General features: G+C 59.9%; 16 protein-coding genes. 10 read left to right on the top strand and 6 right to left on the bottom strand.

Going from position 1 to position 19,236, the window contains the following annotated elements:
- Window positions 1–11: 11 nt before the first annotated feature.
- Together ACI77D_RS11875 and algW are read right to left on the bottom strand one after the other, a co-directional pair.
- Window positions 12–2,108 (bottom strand): TonB-dependent siderophore receptor, encoded by a 2,097-nt coding sequence (locus ACI77D_RS11875; protein WP_407016603.1) that lies wholly within the window; start codon window positions 2,106–2,108, stop codon window positions 12–14.
- Window positions 2,109–2,216: 108 nt separating this feature from the next.
- On the bottom strand, window positions 2,217–3,371 hold the full coding sequence (algW, locus tag ACI77D_RS11870) for a Do family serine endopeptidase AlgW (protein ID WP_064450628.1): 1,155 nt from the start codon (window positions 3,369–3,371) through the stop codon (window positions 2,217–2,219).
- 102 nt (window positions 3,372–3,473) lie between these two features.
- Between algW and ACI77D_RS11865 the strand changes: the two genes are divergently transcribed.
- The 4 genes from ACI77D_RS11865 to cysN all read left to right on the top strand — a co-directional run bounded on the left by ACI77D_RS11865 (window position 3,474) and on the right by cysN (window position 7,818).
- Entirely contained in the window at window positions 3,474–4,232 is a 759-nt protein-coding gene (locus ACI77D_RS11865; RefSeq protein WP_262667000.1) for a Nif3-like dinuclear metal center hexameric protein, read from the top strand.
- 270 nt (window positions 4,233–4,502) lie between these two features.
- The gene (gene cysD, locus ACI77D_RS11860) at window positions 4,503–5,420 is read left to right on the top strand and encodes a sulfate adenylyltransferase subunit CysD (protein WP_049710083.1); all 918 of its coding nucleotides are present in this window, start codon (window positions 4,503–4,505) and stop codon (window positions 5,418–5,420) included.
- 104 nt (window positions 5,421–5,524) lie between these two features.
- On the top strand, window positions 5,525–5,866 hold the full coding sequence (locus ACI77D_RS11855) for a four helix bundle protein (protein WP_221293906.1): 342 nt from the start codon (window positions 5,525–5,527) through the stop codon (window positions 5,864–5,866).
- A 53-nt stretch (window positions 5,867–5,919) separates the two neighbouring features.
- Window positions 5,920–7,818 carry a sulfate adenylyltransferase subunit CysN gene (gene cysN / locus ACI77D_RS11850; RefSeq protein WP_221293907.1) on the top strand — a complete coding sequence of 633 codons (1,899 nt, stop codon included), beginning with the start codon at window positions 5,920–5,922 and terminating at the stop codon, window positions 7,816–7,818.
- A gap of 192 nt (window positions 7,819–8,010) precedes the next feature.
- Here the strand turns inward: cysN and ACI77D_RS11845 are convergent, their stop codons facing one another.
- The 3 genes from ACI77D_RS11845 to ACI77D_RS11835 form a co-directional block, all read right to left on the bottom strand.
- Window positions 8,011–8,910, bottom strand: coding sequence for an acyltransferase (locus ACI77D_RS11845; protein WP_407016602.1), 900 nt, complete (start codon window positions 8,908–8,910; stop codon window positions 8,011–8,013).
- Window positions 8,911–11,010 carry a phosphate acetyltransferase gene (gene pta, locus ACI77D_RS11840; RefSeq protein WP_262667002.1) on the bottom strand — a complete coding sequence of 700 codons (2,100 nt, stop codon included), beginning with the start codon at window positions 11,008–11,010 and terminating at the stop codon, window positions 8,911–8,913.
- Between the two features lie 79 nt (window positions 11,011–11,089).
- Window positions 11,090–11,380: a DUF3565 domain-containing protein gene (locus tag ACI77D_RS11835; RefSeq protein WP_407016640.1), complete on the bottom strand. Its 291-nt coding sequence runs from the start codon at window positions 11,378–11,380 to the stop codon at window positions 11,090–11,092.
- Between ACI77D_RS11835 and ACI77D_RS11830 the strand changes: the two genes are divergently transcribed.
- Window positions 11,379–11,864: a peptidylprolyl isomerase gene (locus ACI77D_RS11830; protein WP_017737905.1), complete on the top strand. Its 486-nt coding sequence runs from the start codon at window positions 11,379–11,381 to the stop codon at window positions 11,862–11,864. The two genes, ACI77D_RS11835 and ACI77D_RS11830, sit on opposite strands and share 2 nt — an antisense overlap.
- A 293-nt stretch (window positions 11,865–12,157) precedes the next feature.
- On the opposite strand, the gene rpsT is transcribed toward ACI77D_RS11830, so the two are convergent.
- Window positions 12,158–12,436, bottom strand: a complete 279-nt coding sequence (gene rpsT, locus ACI77D_RS11825; protein ID WP_003171647.1) for a 30S ribosomal protein S20 — start codon at window positions 12,434–12,436, stop codon at window positions 12,158–12,160.
- A gap of 253 nt (window positions 12,437–12,689) precedes the next feature.
- On the opposite strand from rpsT, the gene murJ reads away from it, so the two are divergent.
- The 5 genes from murJ to fkpB all read left to right on the top strand — a co-directional run bounded on the left by murJ (window position 12,690) and on the right by fkpB (window position 19,082).
- A complete protein-coding gene (murJ, locus tag ACI77D_RS11820) occupies window positions 12,690–14,228 on the top strand; it encodes a murein biosynthesis integral membrane protein MurJ (RefSeq protein ID WP_064450634.1) in 1,539 nt (512 codons plus the stop codon).
- A 119-nt stretch (window positions 14,229–14,347) separates the two neighbouring features.
- The gene (ribF, locus tag ACI77D_RS11815; protein ID WP_064450635.1) at window positions 14,348–15,286 is read left to right on the top strand and encodes a bifunctional riboflavin kinase/FAD synthetase; all 939 of its coding nucleotides are present in this window, start codon (window positions 14,348–14,350) and stop codon (window positions 15,284–15,286) included.
- Between the two features lie 14 nt (window positions 15,287–15,300).
- Window positions 15,301–18,132, top strand: a complete 2,832-nt coding sequence (gene ileS / locus ACI77D_RS11810) for an isoleucine--tRNA ligase (RefSeq protein ID WP_064450636.1) — start codon at window positions 15,301–15,303, stop codon at window positions 18,130–18,132.
- Entirely contained in the window at window positions 18,125–18,637 is a 513-nt protein-coding gene (lspA, locus tag ACI77D_RS11805; RefSeq protein WP_064450637.1) for a signal peptidase II, read from the top strand. Before ileS ends, lspA begins: the two co-directional genes overlap by 8 nt.
- Before the next feature lie 7 nt (window positions 18,638–18,644).
- Complete coding sequence (gene fkpB / locus ACI77D_RS11800; RefSeq protein WP_010213263.1) at window positions 18,645–19,082, top strand: FKBP-type peptidyl-prolyl cis-trans isomerase; 438 nt, start codon at window positions 18,645–18,647, stop codon at window positions 19,080–19,082.
- Window positions 19,083–19,236 lie beyond the last annotated feature (154 nt).

Genomic DNA, 19,236 nt, shown 5'->3' with positions numbered 1-19,236 from the left:
GAGGCGTCCTTTTACAGGTTGAGGGTCAGGCTGACGGTGACGTTGCGCGGCTCGCCGGGGTTGACCCAGTAATTGCTGTAGGAGCGCTCGTAGTACTTTTCGTCGAATAGGTTGTTGAGGTTCAGGCCCACGGTGACGTTGTCACTGGCCTTGTAATGGGCGAGCAGGTCGACGGTGTGGTAGGCGGGCAGTTTGAAACGACTACCTGCCTCGCCGGAGCGATCGCCGACATAGGTGAAGGCCGCGCCCACGTCTGAGCCGCGCAACGCACCATTCTGGAATTCATACACCCCCAACAGGCTGCCGCTGCGTTTGGCCACGCCGAGAATTCGGCTACCCGTGGGGATGGCTTTGTCGCCCTTGGTCACTTCGGCGTCGATGTAGGCAAAGGCGCCGATGAGTCTGACGGCATCAGTCACTTGCCCGGTCAGTTGCAGGTCGAAACCCTGGCTGCGGGCCTTGCCCATGGCGCGGTTAAGGTCGGTGGCGGGGTCGAGTGCGAGGACGTTTTCCTTTTCGATATGGAACGCGGCGAGGGTGGCACTCAGGCGGTCGTCGAACAGCTCGCTCTTGATGCCGACTTCATAACCCAGACCTTCTTCAGGCTTGAAGGATTTGCCGCCGGCATCCAGGCCATTGTTCGGTTTGAACGAGGTTGAGGCGTTGGCGAATACACCGATGTGCGGTGTGAGTTGGTAAAGCAATCCTGCGCGTTGGGTCAGGGCATTGTGGGTTTGTCGGCTTTTGGCAGGGTGGCGGGTGAAGTCGTCGATGCTTTGTTCAAAGTGCTCAAAGCGCATGCCAACCATGCCGCGCAGGCGGTCGGTGAACACGATCTGGTCTTGCAGGTTCAGCGCCTGGCTCTTCACCTGTTCGAATAAGTCGGTGCCGTAGCGTGCGCCGTCGGGTTTGGGTTGGCCATAGATCGGCTTATAGATATCGATGGGGTAGAGGCCGCCGCCGATAGCCGTCACGCGTTCCTTCTTGCGGTAGTCCTCGTATTCGGTGCCGATCAGCAGTTCGTGCTGCCAACTGCCGGTGTCGAAAAGGCCGCGCAGTTCCAGCTGGGTGATGCTGTCGTGCCACCCGGTGGAGCGTTCGCGGTAGCGGCGGTTGACGGTGTGCCCATCGGCGTTCAGCGCGCGGCTTTCCGACGCGTCGCCCCACAGGCTGCCTTGTTTGTAGTGGCTGGCGAGGCGCAGTTTCCAGGCGTCGTTGAGGTGATGTTCCAGGGTGGCTTGCAGGCGGTTGTTGTGGTTGCGGATGTTGCCGTCGTTGGGTTCGCCGAGGAAGGTCGAGCGGGACATGCCGTGGTTGGCGACAATGCCTCGGTCGAAGGTAGAGCTGTGGCGCACGAATTCGCTTTCCACCAGCAGGCTGGTATCCGGGTCCAACTGCCAGCTGAAAGAGGGCGCGACGAACACGCGCCTGGCGTCTACGTGATCGCGGAAGCTGTGGCCGTCTTCCACGGCCAGGTTCACGCGCGACAGCACGCGACCTTCGCTGTCGAGCGGGGTGTTCACATCCAGTGCTGTGCGATAACGGTCCCAACTGCCGGCGCTGGTTTGCACGGTGGTGAAGGCTTGCGGCTGCGGTTTCTTGGTGACGATATTCACGGTGCCGCCGGGATCGCCGCGGCCATACAGGCTGGCAGCGGGGCCTTTGAGCACTTCAATGCGTTCGATATTGGCCGCATCTGGTGTGCTCGGGTAGCCACGGTTGGCGCTGAAACCGTCCTGATAGAACTCCGACGTGGTGAAGCCGCGTACGCTGTATTCGTAGAGCGTCAGGCCGCCAAAGTTGTTTTGCTTGGACACACCGCCGGCAAATTCCAGGGCGCGTTCCACATTGGTGCTGCCCAGGTCTTTGAGCACCGTCGCGGGAATCACGCTGATCGATTGTGGGATGTCGCGAAGGGCCGTGTCAGTTTTTGTCGCGCTGGCGGAGCGGGTGGCGCGATAGCCTTTGACGGGGCTGGTGGCGGATTCATAGTCGTCGCTGGTGACGCTGATGGTGTCCAGTTCAACGGCGTTGTCTTCGGCGTAAGCGGGGTCGAGCAATAAACCCAAGGCCAGGCCCGCCATGGGAGCAAATCTTTGAGACGGCATGATAGAGCGTTCCAATGTCTATATTGAAACAATATAACATGCCGAATGAGAATGGATTTCTTTTGAAATATTAGGATACAGGAGCCCGTGAACGGGCTCCCAAAGCCCTTATTCCTCTTCTTTCACCGGGGCAGGTGGTGGGCGCAAGCCGATTTCCGCCAGCAGCTTGATCTCTTTGCCGTTGCGCATCACCTGGATCGCCACCTTGTCGGTTGGTTTGATCCGCGCCACCTGGTTCATCGACTTGCGGCCGTCACCGGCTGGTTCGCCGTCAATGCTCAGGATCACATCGCCCAATTGCAGGCCGGCTTTCTGCGCCGGGCCGTCTCGGAAGATCCCCGCGACCACGATGCCAGGGCGCCCGGTCAAGCCAAACGACTCGGCCAATTCCTTGGTCAACGGCTGCACTTCGATCCCCAGCCAACCGCGAATCACCTGGCCGTGTTCGATGATCGACTTCATCACTTCCATTGCCAGCTTCACCGGGATCGCAAAACCGATGCCTTGGGAGCCACCCGATTTCGAGAAGATCGCGGTGTTGATGCCGGTCAGGTTGCCATTGGCATCCACCAGTGCGCCGCCGGAGTTGCCCGGGTTGATGGCTGCGTCGGTCTGGATAAAGTCTTCGTAGCTGTTAAGCCCCAACTGGTTACGCCCGGTGGCGCTGATGATGCCCATGGTGACTGTCTGGCCGACACCAAACGGGTTGCCGATGGCCAGGGCCACATCACCGACGCGCAGCCCTTCAGAGCGGCCGATAGTGATCGAAGGCAGGCTTTTGAGGTCGATCTTCAGCACGGCGAGGTCGGTTTCCGGGTCGCTGCCGACCACGCGGGCCAGGGTTTCGCGGCCGTCGCGCAGGGCCACGACAATCTGGTCGGCGCCGGTGGTCACGTGGTTGTTGGTGAGGATGTAGCCTTCCGGGCTCATGATCACGCCGGAACCGAGGCTGGATTCCATACGGCGTTGCTTGGGCCCGTTGTCCCCGAAGTAGCGGCGAAATTGCGGGTCTTCAAACAACGGGTGCGCAGGTTTGTTGATGACCTTGGTGGTGTACAGGTTGACCACGGCGGGCGCGGCGATGACGACAGCGTCTGCATAGGTCACCGGGCCTTGCACCACCGAATTGCTTTGCGGGGCCTGTTGCAGGTTCACGTCAAGGCTGGGTAAGCCCACCCACTGGGGATAACGCTGAATAATCAGCATCGCGATCAGCACGCCAGCCAACAATGGCCATCCAAAAAAACGCAGTGCCTTGAGCATCAAGTAAGTCCTGACAGGTTGCAGGGGGCGGGAGAGCGCCCATAATGTCGCGCATTATACGAGGCTGCGAGCGCCTCGGAACGGGATATTTAGGAGTCTTTTATGGCCGTGCCCCTTAGCACCCTGGTCGAGGAAGCGGACCGCTATCTCGGCAGCGCAAAAATTGCCGATTATTGCCCCAATGGCCTGCAGGTCGAGGGTCGTCCGCAGGTGATGCGCATTGTCAGCGGCGTAACCGCAAGCCAAGCCCTGCTGGACGCCGCCGTCGAAGCCAAGGCCGACTTGGTGCTGGTGCACCACGGTTACTTCTGGAAGGGCGAAAACCCGTGCATTACCGGCATGAAGCAGCGCCGCCTCAAAACCCTGCTCAAGCATGACATCAGCCTGTTGGCCTATCACCTGCCGCTGGATCTGCACGCGGATGTTGGTAATAACGTGCAACTGGCCCGCCATCTGGACATCACCGTTGAAGGCCCGCTGGACCCGAGCAATCCGAAAATCGTCGGCCTGGTCGGTTCTCTCGCCGAACCGTTGTCGCCGCGCGACTTCGCCCGTCGTGTGCAGGATGTGATGGGCCGCGAGCCGCTGCTGATCGAAGGCAGCGAGATGATCCGCCGTGTCGGCTGGTGCACGGGGGGTGGCCAGGGCTATATCGACCAGGCGATTGCGGCGGGTGTCGATCTGTACCTGAGCGGCGAAGCGTCCGAGCAAACTTTCCACAGTGCGCGGGAAAACGACATCAGCTTTATTGCAGCCGGGCACCACGCCACTGAGCGCTACGGAGTACAGGCGTTGGGTGATTACCTGGCCCGGCGTTTTGCCCTGGAGCATTTGTTCATCGATTGCCCCAATCCGATCTAACGAACTCCACAGAAGGAATGTGGTGCGGGCTTGTGTGGGAGCGGGCTTGCTCGCGAAGGCGGCGTATCAGTCACACATACTCTGGCTGACCCACCGCCTTCGCGAGCAAGCCCGCTCCCACATTCGACCGAGGCAGGCCTAACTCAGTGGCATATTCATATACCGTTTCGATCTAGCTGGCGCCCTGAATAGAAGAAGGTGCTGTGCTAGCATGCCCCGCTCGAACACGGCCCGCTGGCCGTCCATAAGATCGTTTTTCCGTGAGTAGCCATGGTCGACAAACTGACGCATCTGAAACAGCTGGAGGCGGAAAGCATCCACATCATCCGCGAGGTCGCCGCCGAGTTCGACAACCCGGTGATGCTTTACTCGATCGGTAAAGACTCCGCCGTGATGCTGCATCTGGCACGCAAGGCCTTCTTTCCGGGCAAACTGCCGTTCCCGGTGATGCACGTCGACACCCGCTGGAAATTCCAGGAGATGTACAAGTTCCGCGACAAGATGGTCGAAGAGCTGGGCCTGGACCTGATCACCCACATCAACCCGGATGGGGTTGCGCAGGGCATCAACCCGTTCACCCACGGCAGCGCCAAGCACACCGATATCATGAAAACCGAAGGCCTCAAGCAGGCGTTGGACAAGCATGGTTTCGACGCAGCTTTCGGCGGTGCCCGTCGTGATGAAGAGAAATCCCGCGCGAAAGAGCGCGTGTACTCGTTCCGCGACAGCAAACACCGCTGGGACCCGAAAAACCAGCGCCCGGAGCTGTGGAACGTTTACAACGGCAACGTCAACAAGGGTGAGTCGATCCGTGTGTTCCCGCTGTCCAACTGGACCGAGCTGGACATCTGGCAGTACATCTACCTGGAAGGCATCCCGATTGTGCCGCTGTACTTTGCCGCCGAGCGCGACGTGATCGAGAAAAACGGCACGTTGATCATGATCGACGACGACCGCATCCTCGAGCACCTGTCCGACGAAGACAAAGCCCGAATCGTCAAAAAGAAAGTACGTTTCCGTACCCTTGGCTGCTACCCGTTGACGGGCGCGGTGGAGTCCGAAGCCGAGACGCTGACCGACATCATTCAGGAAATGCTCCTGACGCGAACTTCCGAGCGCCAGGGCCGGGTCATCGACCACGATGGCGCAGGCTCGATGGAAGATAAAAAACGGCAGGGGTACTTCTAAGCTTCGAGTTACAAGCGGCAAGCTGCAAGTTAAAGGCGGTATGCGTAGCTTTGCAGTTTGATGCTTGCAGCCGGTTGTTGCGAGCCGCTATCGAGTGACTCGTAATGGACTTCGAGAGATTGGTTGTTTGGCACAGAAGCAAGTGTTTAGCGGTGGGAATCTACAGAGAGTTTGCCAAATGCAGGGATCTTGGTTTCAAAGACCAAATTACCCGCTCAGCGCTTTCGGTGCCCTCCAATATTGCTGAAGGCATGGAGCGTCGCAGCGCTAAAGAAAAGGTTCGTTTTCTTTGGATCGCGAAGGCTTCTTGTGGAGAGTTACGAACACAGATTCTCATCGGCAGCGACATTGCTTACATCGCCCAACCGCTGGCTGATAACTGGATTGCAGAAACTCGCGAGCTATCAAAAATGCTCTGCGGCCTGATCAACAAAATTTCTGACTAGCTGTACGCCGACAAGCTTGCCGCTTGAAGCTTACAGCTCGGAGCTTGAATACAATGAGCCACCAATCTGATTTGATCAGCGAGGACATCCTCGCCTACCTGGGCCAGCACGAGCGCAAGGAAATGTTGCGCTTCCTGACCTGCGGCAACGTCGACGACGGCAAGAGCACCCTGATCGGGCGCCTGCTGCACGACTCCAAGATGATCTACGAAGATCACCTGGAAGCCATCACCCGCGACTCGAAGAAGTCCGGCACCACCGGTGACGATATCGACCTGGCTTTGCTGGTCGATGGCCTGCAGGCCGAGCGTGAACAGGGCATCACCATTGATGTTGCCTACCGCTACTTCTCCACCGCAAAGCGCAAATTCATCATCGCCGACACCCCCGGCCATGAGCAGTACACCCGCAACATGGCCACCGGTGCCTCCACCTGTGACCTGGCGATCATCCTGATTGATGCCCGCTACGGCGTGCAGACCCAGACCCGTCGCCACAGCTTTATCGCCTCGTTGCTGGGTATCAAGCACATCGTGGTGGCCGTCAACAAGATGGACATCAATGGTTTTGACCAAAGCATCTTCGAGCAGATCAAGGCTGATTACCTGAAGTTCGCCGACGGCATCGCATTCAAGCCGAGCACCATGGCATTCGTGCCGATGTCCGCGCTCAAAGGCGATAACGTGGTGAACAAGAGTGAGCGTTCGCCCTGGTACACCGGCCAGTCGCTGATGGAAATTCTCGAAACCGTCGAGATTGCCAACGACCGCAACTACACCGACCTGCGTTTCCCGGTGCAGTACGTCAACCGTCCGAACCTGAACTTCCGTGGTTTCGCCGGCACCCTGGCCAGCGGCATCGTGCACAAGGGCGACGAAGTCGTGGTGCTGCCGTCGGGCAAGAGCAGCCGCGTCAAATCCATCGTCACCTTCGACGGTGAACTGGAACACGCCGGCCCAGGCCAGGCCGTGACCCTGACCATGGAAGACGAAATCGACATCTCCCGTGGCGACCTGCTGGTGCATGCCGACAACGTGCCGCAAGTGACCGACGCCTTCGACGCCATGCTGGTGTGGATGGCCGAAGAACCGATGCTGCCGGGCAAGAAGTACGACATCAAGCGCGCCACCAGCTACGTGCCGGGTTCTATCACCAGCATCGTGCATCGCGTAGACGTGAACACCCTGGCCGAAGGCCCGGCGAGTTCGCTGCAGTTGAACGAGATTGGTCGCGTCAAGGTCAGCCTCGACGCCGCCATCGCGCTGGACGGCTACGACAGCAACCGCACCACCGGTGCGTTTATTGTCATCGACCGCTTGACCAACGGCACGGTGGCCGCGGGCATGATCATCGCGCCGCCGGTCAACCATGGCTCGGCCACGCATCACGGCAAGTTGGCCCATGTGGCTACCGAAGAGCGCGCCCAGCGCTTCGGCCAGCAGCCGGCTACCGTGCTGTTCAGCGGCCTGTCGGGCGCGGGCAAGAGCACCTTGGCCTATGCGGTTGAGCGCAAGCTGTTCGACATGGGCCGTGCAGTGTTCGTACTGGATGGCCAGAACCTGCGCCACGACCTGAACAAAGGGTTGCCGCAGGACCGTACCGGGCGCACCGAAAATTGGCGGCGTGCCGCTCACGTGGCGCGCCAGTTCAACGAGGCCGGCCTGCTGACCCTGGCCGCATTCGTTGCCCCGGATGCCGAGGGCCGCGAACAGGCCAAGGCGCTGATTGGTGCCGATCGCCTGCTGACGGTTTACGTGCAGGCCTCGCCGTTGGTGTGCGCCGAGCGTGATCCGCAAGGCCTGTACGCTGCCGGTGGGGATAACATCCCTGGCGAGTCCTTCCCGTATGACGTGCCGTTGAATGCCGACCTGGTCATCGACACCCAGGCACTGTCGCTGGAAGACAGCGTCAAGCAAGTGCTGGAGCTGTTGCGTCAGCGCGGCGCGATATAAACCTCGCCGCCACACAAAAGCCCGCCACCGAGCACTCGGTGGCGGGCTTTTTTACATCGTCTCAAAAGTGGACTCGGTCAATGTGGGAGCTGGCTTGCCTGCGATGGCGGACTGTCCGTTTATGTTTCCTCGGCTGACCCACCGCTATCGCAGGCAAGCCAGCTCCCACATTAAATTGCATTCACACGTTGATCAGCGACTGCCTGGATAATCTGTGTGAAGCTTGTCTAGAAGCGCATCCTTGTCTTCCCACAACCGGTTGATCCAGCCCTGGAACGCCAACCGATACTCCCCATCCTGCTCATAATTCTTGCCAATGAACTCGGCAGGGATCTGCACTTCTGCAAACTGCACGACCACGTCCTTCACATTCCCGCACAGCAAATCCCAGTAACCCGGGCGCCCGCCAGGGTAGTGAATCGTCACGTTCACCAGTGACTTCAACTGCTCGCCCATGGCATCCAGCACAAACGCGATACCGCCAGCCTTGGGCTTGAGCAGGTAGCGAAACGGCGATTTCTGCTGGGCATGCTTGCCCGGCGTAAACCGAGTGCCTTCGGCAAAGTTGAAAATCCCCACTGGGTTGTTGCGAAATTTCGCACATGTCTTGCGGGTGGTTTCCAGGTCTTTGCCTTTCTTCTCCGGATGCTTTTCCAAATAGGCCTTGGTATAGCGCTTCATGAACGGAAAGCCCAACGCCCACCACGCCAGGCCAATCACCGGCACCCAGATCAGTTCCTGCTTGAGGAAGAACTTCAGTGGGCGAATCCGTCGATTGAGCACGTATTGCAGGACCATGATGTCAACCCAGCTCTGGTGGTTACTGGTCACCAGGTATGAGTGCTGGTAATCAAGGCCCTCAAGGCCTGTCAGGTGCCAGCGGGTGCGCCGCACCAGGTTCATCCAGCCCTTGTTGTTGGTCACCCAGGCTTCATGGGTGTGGTTCATCAGCCATTCGCTAAAGCGTTTGGCAAACGGCAGTGCCTTGAACAGCGCGACAATAAACAGGAACGAGCACAGCAGGATCGTGTTCAGCGCCAGCAGCAGCGAAGCAATTACCCCGCGCACGGCGGCAGGTAGAAAATCCAGCATTTAGATATCCATAGGTCGGTTGGCGGCTTGAATCGCAGTCAGGGCGATGGTGTACACGATGTCGTCGACCTGGGCGCCGCGCGGCAGGTCGTTTACCGGCTTGCGCAGGCCTTGCAGCATGGGCCCCAGGCTCACGCAATCGGCACTGCGTTGCACGGCTTTGTGCGTGGTATTGCCGGTGTTCAGGTCGGGGAACACAAACACCGTGGCTTTGCCGGCGACCTGGCTGTTGGGCGCCAACTGCCGGGCGACGGTTTCGTTGGCGGCGGCGTCGTATTGCAAGGGCCCGTCGATCAGCAGTGAGCTTTGCTGCTCATGGGCGAGCAGGGTGGCTTCGCGGACTTTCTCCACTTCCTCGCCACTGGCCGAGTCGCCGCTGGAATAGCTGATCATTGCCACGCGCGGGGTGATACCGAAAGCCGCGGCCGAGTCAGCGCTTTGCAGGGCGATTTCTGCCAGTTCGGCGGCGCTTGGGTGCGGGTTCATCACGCAGTCGCCATACACCAGCACCTGCTCGGGGAACAACATGAAGAACACCGACGACACCAAGGTGCAGCCCGGCGCCGTTTTAATCAGCTGCAGGGCAGGGCGGATGGTGTTGGCGGTGGAGTGGATAACGCCGGAGACCAGGCCGTCCACTTCATCCAGCGCAAGCATCATCGTGGCGATCACCACCGTGTCTTCCAGTTGCTGCTCGGCCATCGGCGCATTGAGGCTCTTGCTCTTGCGTAGCGCGACCATCGGTTCGACATACCGCTGGCGAATCAGGTCCGGGTCGAGAATCTCCAGGCCTTCGGGCAACTCAATGCCGTGGGCGCGGGCAACCGCTTCCACATCGGCCGGCTTGGCCAGCAGCACGCAACGGGCAATGCCCCGGGCCTGGCAGATGGCGGCGGCTTGTACGGTCAACGGCTCGCTGCCTTCGGGCAGCACGATGCGTTTGTTGGCCGCCTGGGCGCGCTGGATCAACTGATAGCGGAACACCGCTGGCGACAGGCGCATCTCCCGAGGCGTACCGCAGCGTTGGTGCAGCCAGCGCGCATCCAGGTGGCTGGCGACGAAATCGGTGATGATCTCCGCACGTTCGCGGTCATCAATCGGGATTTCCTTGTTCAGGCTGTTGAGCTGGTTGGCGGTGTCGTAGGAGCCGGTGCTCACCGACAACACCGGCAGCCCGGCCTGGAAAGCGCCGCGGCACAGATCCATGATGCGTGGGTCGGGCAGGGTGTCGCTGGTCAGCAGCAAGCCGGCCAGGGGCACACCGTTGATCGCGGCCAGGCTGACGGCGAGGATGATGTCGTCGCGGTCTCCGGGGGTAACCACCAATACGCCGGGCTTGAGCAGTTCAACGGTGTTACGCATGGTGCGGGCGCAGATGATGATCTTGGTCATGCGCCGGCTTTCATAGTCGCCGGCGTTGAGAATCTGCGCGCCCATCAGGTCGGCTACGTCGCGGGTGCGCGGCGCATTGAGTTCGGGCTGGTAGGGAATGCAGCCAAGCAGGCGGAAATCCCCGCTGCGCAACAGCGGCGAATGCTCTTTGAGGCGCGCCGAGAACGCTTCCATGCTTTCATCGGTGCGCACTTTATTGAGAATCACACCGAGCATTTTCGGGTCTTTAGGGCCGCCGAACAGTTGGGCCTGCAGTTCCACGCGGCCGGAGAGTTCGGTGAGCACTTCGTTTTCCGGCGCCGAGACCAGGATCACTTCCGCGTCGAGGCTCTTGGCCAGGTGCAGGTTGACCCGCGCCGCATAGCTGGCGCTGCGGGTCGGCACCATGCCCTCGACGATCAGCACGTCCTTGCCCACCGCGGCTTGCTGATAAAGGGTGATGATTTCTTCGAGCAGTTCGTCGAGCTGGCCGTCGCCGAGCATCCGCTCCACATGGGCCAGGCCCAGGGGTTGTGGTGGCTTCAGGCCGTGGGTGCGGGCCACCAGCTCGGTGGAGCGTTCGGGGCCGGTGTCGCCCGGGTGTGGCTGGGCAATGGGTTTGAAGAAGCCGACTTTCAGCCCGGCCCGCTCAAGGGTACGCACCAGCCCAAGGCTGATGGAGGTCAGACCCACACCAAAATCGGTGGGCGCGATAAAAAAAGTCTGCATGCGAATTCTCTGGAGGTGCATGGCTTCGGTGGCGCTCTATGGTTGAGCGCCTACCGGGAATCAGGTACCAAGGTTATCGTTATTCGCGCTTTTGCGCACACCAGCCGCACGCAAAGGGCAGGCCTATTTTTTCAAGGCGCTGCGCAGGGTCGAGCACCCAGGCGCGGGACTGCCATGGCGGCTGGTGGCGCAGGTGTTGGGTGTGGCCGCAGGACAGGTCGGCGACCCACTGCCGGTCGTCGTCCTGATGGAAACCAATGATGAAGGATGCCGTTGATCGGTCCCGTCTGTCCGGGTTCTGTTCGCTTTCGGGCAAATCCTTGTTTAGACTTGTCCGTTCTTCATTCTTATGCAAAAGGTCTCGCCCCATGACGATCGCCGCTAACAAGGCTGTCTCCATCGACTATACCCTGACCAACGACGCTGGTGAGGTCATCGACAGCTCCGCCGGCGGCGCGCCGCTGGTCTACCTGCAAGGCGCAGGTAACATCATCCCGGGCCTGGAGAAGGCTCTGGAAGGCAAGAGCGTCGGTGACGAACTGACTGTCGCCGTAGAACCTGAAGATGCTTACGGCGAATACTCCGCCGAACTGGTCAGCACCCTGAGCCGCAGCATGTTCGAAGGCGTCGACGAGCTGGAAGTGGGCATGCAGTTCCACGCTTCCGCGCCGGATGGCCAAATGCAGATCGTCACCATCCGCGATCTGGACGGCGACGACGTGACTGTCGACGGCAACCACCCTCTGGCTGGCCAGCGCCTGAACTTCCAAGTGAAGATCGTTGCCATCCGCGACGCTTCCCAGGAAGAAGTGGCTCACGGCCACGTCCACGGTGAAGGCGGTCACCAGCACTGATTGATGGTTTAATCAGCTGGTAACAAAAACGCCCCGACTGGTTCGGGGCGTTTTTTTTTGCTTGAAAATATCTATCTCACACCCCGCGGTCCAAATGTGGGAGCGGGCTTGCCCGCGATGGGGCGTGTCAGCCACCTTATAAGTCATTGACCCACCGCTCTCGCGGGCAAGTCCTCCCACATTTTGAACTGCGCACGCCCTATATCAGGCACAAACAAAAATGCCCCGGACCTTTCGGTACGGGGCATTTCTTAACTGTGACGTAACCTGGGCTACGTTGCAGTTTTTACCACTTAGGCTGCTGCAGCGACGTTCAGAGCCTTGATGTGGCCGTTCAGGCGGCTCTTATGACGAGCGGCCTTGTTCTTGTGGATGATGCCTTTATCAGCCATACGGTCGATAACTGGCACGGCCAGAACGTAAGCAGCTTGGGCTTTTTCAGCGTCTTTGGTGTCGATGGCTTTAACTACATTCTTGATGTAGGTACGAACCATGGAACGCAGGCTGGCGTTGTGGCTGCGACGCTTCTCAGCCTGTTTTGCACGTTTTTTGGCGGAAGGTGTGTTGGCCACCGTCGAGCTCCTCGAAAGACTTTTTAGGAAATAGCAAACAAAATAGGCCGCGAATCATGCCGATGACTTGATGGGTTGTCAAGGGCGGCTGATGCGAACTGCTGAGTGGTCGATCTGAAGAGGCGGGTGATTTATTTCCGGCGCTTGACCTGTAAACTCGCGAGCTTTGGCTCTGTGCTGTTGCAGGCGCGCAGTATCGCATAAGTGGGCGCTTTGTTCGCCTGCTCTTTATCTATAGGCGCAAACTCTTTCAATGAATCTGCTCAAATCGTTGGCTGCCGTCAGCTCTATCACCATGATTTCCCGGGTTTTGGGGTTCGTGCGTGACACCCTGCTGGCGCGCATTTTTGGCGCCAGCATGGCCACGGATGCATTCTTTATTGCCTTTAAACTGCCCAATCTGCTGCGGCGGATCTTCGCGGAGGGCGCTTTTTCTCAAGCTTTCGTGCCGATCCTGGCCGAGTACAAGACCCAGCAGGGTGAAGAGGCGACCCGCACGTTTATTGCCTATGTCTCGGGCCTGCTGACCCTGGTACTGATGTTGGTGACCATCGCCGGCATGCTGGCTGCACCCTGGGTGATCTGGGCCACGGCGCCTGGTTTTGCCAACACACCGGAAAAATTCGCGCTGACCACTGATCTGCTGCGGGTGACCTTCCCCTATATATTGCTGATTTCTCTGTCGTCCCTGGCTGGGGCGATCCTCAATACCTGGAACCGCTTCTCGGTGCCGGCCTTTGTGCCGACCCTGTTGAACGTCAGCATGATTATTTTCGCGCTGTTCCTCACGCCGTATTTCGACCCGCCGGTCATGGCTCTGGGCTGGGCGGTGCTGGCGGGTGGCCTGGCGCAGTTGCTCTACCAACTGCCGCACCTGAAAAAGATCGGCATGCTCGTACTGCCGCGTCTTAACCTCAAGGACACCGGTGTGTGGCGCGTAATGCGCAATATGCTGCCGGCGATCCTGGGTGTGTCGGTCAGTCAGATCTCCCTGATCATCAACACCGCGTTTGCCTCGCTGCTGGTCTCCGGTTCGGTGTCGTGGATGTACTACGCCGATCGCCTGATGGAACTGCCGTCCGGTGTGCTTGGCGTGGCTCTGGGCACGATTTTGCTGCCAACCTTGTCGCGCACCTATGCCAGCAAGGACCGCCAGGAGTATTCACGCATCCTCGACTGGGGCCTGCGCCTGTGCTTCATGCTGGTGCTGCCATGTTCCCTGGCGTTGGGAATCCTGGCTGAGCCGCTGACTGTGTCGTTGTTCCAGTATGGCCAGTTCAGTGCGTTTGACGCGTCGATGACCCAGCGCGCGTTGGTCGCCTACTCCGTCGGTTTGCTCGGCATTATTGTGATCAAGGTGCTGGCCCCAGGCTTCTACGCACAGCAAAACATCCGCACTCCGGTCAAAATCGCGATTTTCACGCTGATCGTTACCCAGTTGCTCAATCTGGTGTTTATCGGCCCGTTGGCCCATGCCGGCCTGGCCCTGGCCATCAGCATCGGTGCCTGCATCAACGCCGGCCTGCTGTTTTATCAACTGCGCAAGCAGCAGATGTATCAGCCGCAGCCGGGCTGGGGGATGTTCGCCCTCAAGCTGCTGGTGGCCGTGGCGGCGATGTCGGCGGTATTGCTGGGCCTGATGCACTTCATGCCTGCCTGGGATCAAGGCCATATGCTGGAGCGCTTCATGCGCCTTGGCGTGTTGGTGGTCGCCGGTGTGGTGGTGTACTTCGGGATGTTGCTGCTGCAAGGCTTTCGCCTGCGGGATTTCAATCGCAAGTCGCTGGGATAGAGAGTTTGCCGCGATAAAACGGTTGTTTTATCGATTCGACCCCTTTGGCCTGTTCTGTTGCCTGTCGTCCGGGGCCGGGTGTGGTTATAATCGACCACTTTATGAGCAAGAAGCGCGTTATGCAGCTGGTTCGAGGTCTCCACAACCTGCGCCCCGAGCATCGGGGCTGCGTCGCCACTATTGGCAACTTTGACGGTGTTCACCGTGGCCACCAGGCTATCCTGGGCCGGCTGCGTGAACGTGCGGTTGAGTTGGGCGTGCCCAGCTGCGTGGTGATTTTTGAACCGCAGCCGCGGGAATTCTTTACCCCCGAAACGGCGCCAGCACGTCTGGCCCGCTTGCGGGACAAGCTGCAACTGCTGGCTGAAGAGGGTGTGGACCGTGTCCTTTGCCTGGCCTTCAACCAGCGCTTGCAAAGCCTCAGCGCCGCCGAGTTCGTCGACCGTATTCTGGTGGATGGCCTGGGCGTACAGCACCTGGAGGTCGGCGACGACTTCCGTTTCGGTTGCGACCGCGTCGGGGATTTCGACTTCCTGCAGCACGCCGGCGTTAATCAAGGTTTTACCGTCGAAGCCGCGCAAACCGTCGAACTGGATGGCCTGCGCGTGAGCAGTACCCAGGTGCGTAACGCCCTGGCCGCTGCCGACTTCGCCTTGGCCGAGCGCTTGCTCGGTCGCCCGTTCCGCATTGCCGGGCGGGTCCTGCACGGCCAGAAGCTGGCGCGCCAACTGGGCACGCCAACCGCCAACGTGCAACTCAAGCGCCGTCGTGTGCCACTCACCGGGGTTTACCTGGTGAGTGTCGACATTGATGGTCAATCGTGGCCGGGAGTCGCCAACATAGGCGTCAGGCCCACGGTTGCAGGTGATGGCAAGGCCCACCTGGAAGTTCACCTTTTGGATTTTGCCGGTGATTTGTATGACCGGCGTTTGACGGTGGTTTTCCACCAGAAGCTGCGTGAAGAGCAGCGTTTCGCCTCCCTGGAGGCGTTGAAAACGGCGATCAATGCGGATGTCGCCGCCGCCCGTGCACTAGCCGCACCTAGCGCCCATCGCTAACCGAAGAGCCTTAAATGACCGACTATAAAGCCACGCTAAACCTTCCGGACACCGCCTTCCCAATGAAGGCCGGCCTGCCACAGCGCGAACCGCAGATCCTGCAGCGCTGGGACAGTATTGGCCTGTACGGAAAGTTGCGCGAAATTGGCAAGGATCGTCCGAAGTTCGTCCTGCACGACGGCCCTCCTTATGCCAACGGCACGATTCACATCGGTCATGCGCTGAATAAAATTCTCAAGGACATGATCCTGCGCTCGAAAACCCTGTCGGGTTTCGACGCGCCGTATGTTCCGGGCTGGGACTGCCACGGCCTGCCGATCGAACACAAAGTCGAAGTGACCTACGGCAAGAACCTGGGCGCGGATAAAACCCGCGAACTGTGCCGTGCCTACGCCACCGAGCAGATCGAAGGGCAGAAGTCCGAATTCATCCGCCTGGGCGTGTTGGGCGAGTGGGACAACCCGTACAAAACCATGAACTTCAAGAACGAGGCCGGTGAAATCCGCGCCTTGGCCGAAATCGTCAAGGGCGGTTTCGTGTTCAAGGGCCTCAAGCCCGTGAACTGGTGTTTCGACTGCGGTTCGGCCCTGGCCGAAGCTGAAGTCGAGTACGAAGACAAAAAGTCCTCGACCATCGACGTGGCCTTCCCGATCGCCGACGACGCCAAGCTGGCCGAGGCCTTTGGCCTGGCGAGCCTGAGCAAACCGGCTGCCATCGTGATCTGGACCACCACCCCGTGGACCATCCCGGCCAACCAGGCGCTGAACGTGCATCCGGAATTCACCTACGCCCTGGTGGATGTGGGTGATCGCCTGCTGGTGCTGGCCGAGGAAATGGTCGAGGCCTGCCTGGCTCGCTACGAGCTGCAAGGTTCGGTGATCGCCACCACCACCGGCACCGCGCTGGAACTGATCAACTTCCGTCACCCGTTCTACGACCGTCTGTCGCCGGTGTACCTGGCCGACTACGTTGAGCTGGGCTCGGGTACTGGCGTGGTTCACTGCTCGCCGGCCTATGGCGTGGACGACTTCGTGATCTGCAAGAAGTACGGCATGGTCAACGATGACATCATCAACCCGGTGCAGAGCAATGGCGTGTACGCGCCTTCGCTGGAGTTCTTCGGCGGCCAGTTCATCTTCAAGGCCGACCAGCCGATCATCGACAAGCTGCGTGAAGTCGGTGCGCTGATGCAAACCGAAACCATCAAGCACAGCTACATGCACTGCTGGCGTCACAAGAGCCCGCTGATCTACCGCGCCACCGCGCAGTGGTTCATCGGTATGGACAAAGAGCCGGTCAGCGGCGACACCCTGCGTGTGCGCTCGCTCAAAGCCATCGAAGACACCCAGTTCGTCCCGGCCTGGGGCCAGGCGCGCCTGCACTCGATGATCGCCAACCGTCCGGACTGGTGCATCTCCCGCCAGCGTAACTGGGGCGTGCCGATTCCGTTCTTCCTGAACAAGGAAAGCGGTGAACTGCACCCACGCACCGTCGAGCTGATGGAAGCCGTGGCCCTGCGCGTTGAACAGGAAGGCATCGAAGCCTGGTTCAAGCTGGATGCCGCTGAGTTGCTGGGCGACGAAGCGCCGCTGTACGACAAGATCAGCGACACCCTCGACGTGTGGTTCGACTCGGGCACCACCCACTGGCACGTGCTGCGTGGTTCGCACCCGATGGGCCACGAGACAGGCCCGCGGGCCGACCTGTACCTGGAAGGCTCGGACCAACACCGTGGCTGGTTCCACTCGTCGTTGCTGACCGGTTGCGCCATCGACAATCACGCGCCGTACCGCGAACTGCTGACCCATGGCTTCACCGTCGACGAGACGGGTCGCAAGATGTCCAAGTCGCTGAAGAACGTGATCGAGCCGAAAAAGATCAACGACACCCTGGGCGCCGACATCATGCGTCTGTGGGTGGCCTCGACCGATTACTCGGGCGAAATCGCCGTGTCGGACCAGATCCTGGCCCGTAGCGCCGATGCCTACCGCCGTATCCGTAATACCGCACGCTTCCTGCTGTCGAACCTGACCGGTTTCAACCCGGCCACCGACATCCTGCCGGCCGAGGAAATGCTCGCCCTGGACCGCTGGGCCGTGGACCGTACCCTGTTGCTGCAACGCGAGTTGCAGGAGCACTACGGTGAGTACCGTTTCTGGAACGTCTACTCGAAGATCCACAACTTCTGCGTGCAGGAGCTGGGTGGTTTCTACCTCGACATCATCAAGGACCGCCAGTACACCACCGGCGCCAACAGCAAGGCCCGCCGTTCGGCGCAGACCGCGCTGTATCACATCTCTGAAGCGCTGGTGCGCTGGATCGCACCGATCCTGGCCTTCACCGCCGACGAACTGTGGGAATACCTGCCGGGCGAGCGTAACGAGTCCGTGATGCTCAACACCTGGTACGAAGGCCTGACCGAACTGCCGGCCGACTTCGAACTGGGCCGCGAGTACTGGGAAGGCGTGATGGCCGTCAAAGTTGCGGTGAACAAGGAGCTGGAAGTTCAGCGTGCGGCCAAGGCCGTCGGTGGCAACCTGCAAGCCGAAGTCACCTTGTTTGCCGAGGAAGGCTTGACCGCCGACCTGTCCAAGCTGAGCAACGAACTGCGCTTCGTGCTGATCACCTCCACCGCCAGCCTGGCACCGTTTGCCCAGGCGCCAGCGGACGCAGTGGCGACTGAAGTGCCGGGCCTCAAGCTCAAAGTGGTCAAGTCGGCCTTCCCTAAGTGCGCCCGTTGCTGGCACTGCCGTGAAGACGTTGGCGTGAACCCTGAGCATCCGGAAATCTGCGGTCGCTGCGTCGATAACATTTCCGGTGATGGCGAGGTTCGCCACTATGCCTAACGCTTCCAGCCGTTTCGGACGTCTGGGCTGGCTCGTACTGAGCGTGCTGGTGCTGGTCATTGACCAGCTCAGCAAGGCTCACTTCGAAGGCGCCTTACAGATGTACCAGCAGATTGTGGTCATTCCTGATTACTTCAGCTGGACCCTGGCCTACAACACCGGCGCCGCCTTCAGCTTCCTCGCTGATGGCGGCGGCTGGCAGCGCTGGCTGTTCGCCCTGATCGCCGTGGTGGTCAGTGCGGTGCTGGTGGTCTGGCTCAAACGCCTGGGCCGTGATGACACCTGGCTGGCGATTGCCCTGGCGTTGGTGCTGGGCGGCGCGCTGGGCAACCTGTACGACCGCATTGCCCTGGGTCATGTGATCGACTTTATCCTGGTGCATTGGCAGAACCGCTGGTACTTCCCGGCGTTCAACTTTGCCGACAGCGCCATCACCGTCGGTGCAATCATGCTGGCGTTGGACATGTTCAAAAGTAAGAAAACCGGAGAGACCGTCAATGACTGATCAGGTATTGGCTGAGCAACGCATCGGCCAGAACACGGAAGTCACTTTGCATTTCGCATTGCGCCTGGAGAATGGCGACACGGTCGACAGTACGTTCGACAAAGCCCCGGCGACCTTCAAGGTCGGTGATGGCAACCTGCTTCCGGGTTTTGAAGCCGCTCTGTTCGGTTTCAAGGCCGGCGACAAGCGCACCCTGCAGATTTTGCCGGAAAACGCCTTTGGCCAGCCTAACCCGCAAAACGTACAGATCATCCCGCGTTCGCAGTTCCAGGACATGGACCTGTCGGAAGGTCTGTTGGTGATCTTCAACGACGCGGCGAATACCGAGCTGCCCGGTGTGGTGAAAACCTTTGATGACGCGCAAGTGACCATCGACTTCAACCACCCGTTGGCCGGTAAAACCTTGACGTTTGACGTCGAAATCATCGACGTTAAAGCGCTCTGATTGACTAAACCGGTTCCTGTGGGAGCTGGCTTGCCTGCGATAGCATCACCTCGGTGTACCTGATACACCGAGTCGTCTGTACCGCGGGCAGGCCCGGCTTCCACAGAGGCTTACTCTTACAGAGTTGAGTTGATCCAATTTCTTGCCCTGCAAG

Origin of the sequence: Pseudomonas sp. O39, assembly GCF_045447295.1 — a bacterium.
Lineage (GTDB): Bacteria > Pseudomonadota > Gammaproteobacteria > Pseudomonadales > Pseudomonadaceae > Aquipseudomonas > Aquipseudomonas antarctica_A.
Note: the sequence above shows the minus strand (reverse complement) of the source record. Positions and strands in the feature narration are given on the sequence as shown.

Coding starts and splice junctions, on each gene's coding strand:
- ACI77D_RS11875 (WP_407016603.1), bottom strand. CDS start 2,108: ATGCCGTCTCAAAGATTTGCTCCCATGGCGGGCCTGGCCTTGGGTTTA.
- algW (WP_064450628.1), bottom strand. CDS start 3,371: ATGCTCAAGGCACTGCGTTTTTTTGGATGGCCATTGTTGGCTGGCGTG.
- ACI77D_RS11865 (WP_262667000.1), top strand. CDS start 3,474: ATGGCCGTGCCCCTTAGCACCCTGGTCGAGGAAGCGGACCGCTATCTC.
- cysD (WP_049710083.1), top strand. CDS start 4,503: ATGGTCGACAAACTGACGCATCTGAAACAGCTGGAGGCGGAAAGCATC.
- ACI77D_RS11855 (WP_221293906.1), top strand. CDS start 5,525: ATGGACTTCGAGAGATTGGTTGTTTGGCACAGAAGCAAGTGTTTAGCG.
- cysN (WP_221293907.1), top strand. CDS start 5,920: ATGAGCCACCAATCTGATTTGATCAGCGAGGACATCCTCGCCTACCTG.
- ACI77D_RS11845 (WP_407016602.1), bottom strand. CDS start 8,910: ATGCTGGATTTTCTACCTGCCGCCGTGCGCGGGGTAATTGCTTCGCTG.
- pta (WP_262667002.1), bottom strand. CDS start 11,010: ATGCAGACTTTTTTTATCGCGCCCACCGATTTTGGTGTGGGTCTGACC.
- ACI77D_RS11830 (WP_017737905.1), top strand. CDS start 11,379: ATGACGATCGCCGCTAACAAGGCTGTCTCCATCGACTATACCCTGACC.
- ACI77D_RS11835 (WP_407016640.1), bottom strand. CDS start 11,380: ATGGGGCGAGACCTTTTGCATAAGAATGAAGAACGGACAAGTCTAAAC.
- murJ (WP_064450634.1), top strand. CDS start 12,690: ATGAATCTGCTCAAATCGTTGGCTGCCGTCAGCTCTATCACCATGATT.
- ribF (WP_064450635.1), top strand. CDS start 14,348: ATGCAGCTGGTTCGAGGTCTCCACAACCTGCGCCCCGAGCATCGGGGC.
- ileS (WP_064450636.1), top strand. CDS start 15,301: ATGACCGACTATAAAGCCACGCTAAACCTTCCGGACACCGCCTTCCCA.
- lspA (WP_064450637.1), top strand. CDS start 18,125: ATGCCTAACGCTTCCAGCCGTTTCGGACGTCTGGGCTGGCTCGTACTG.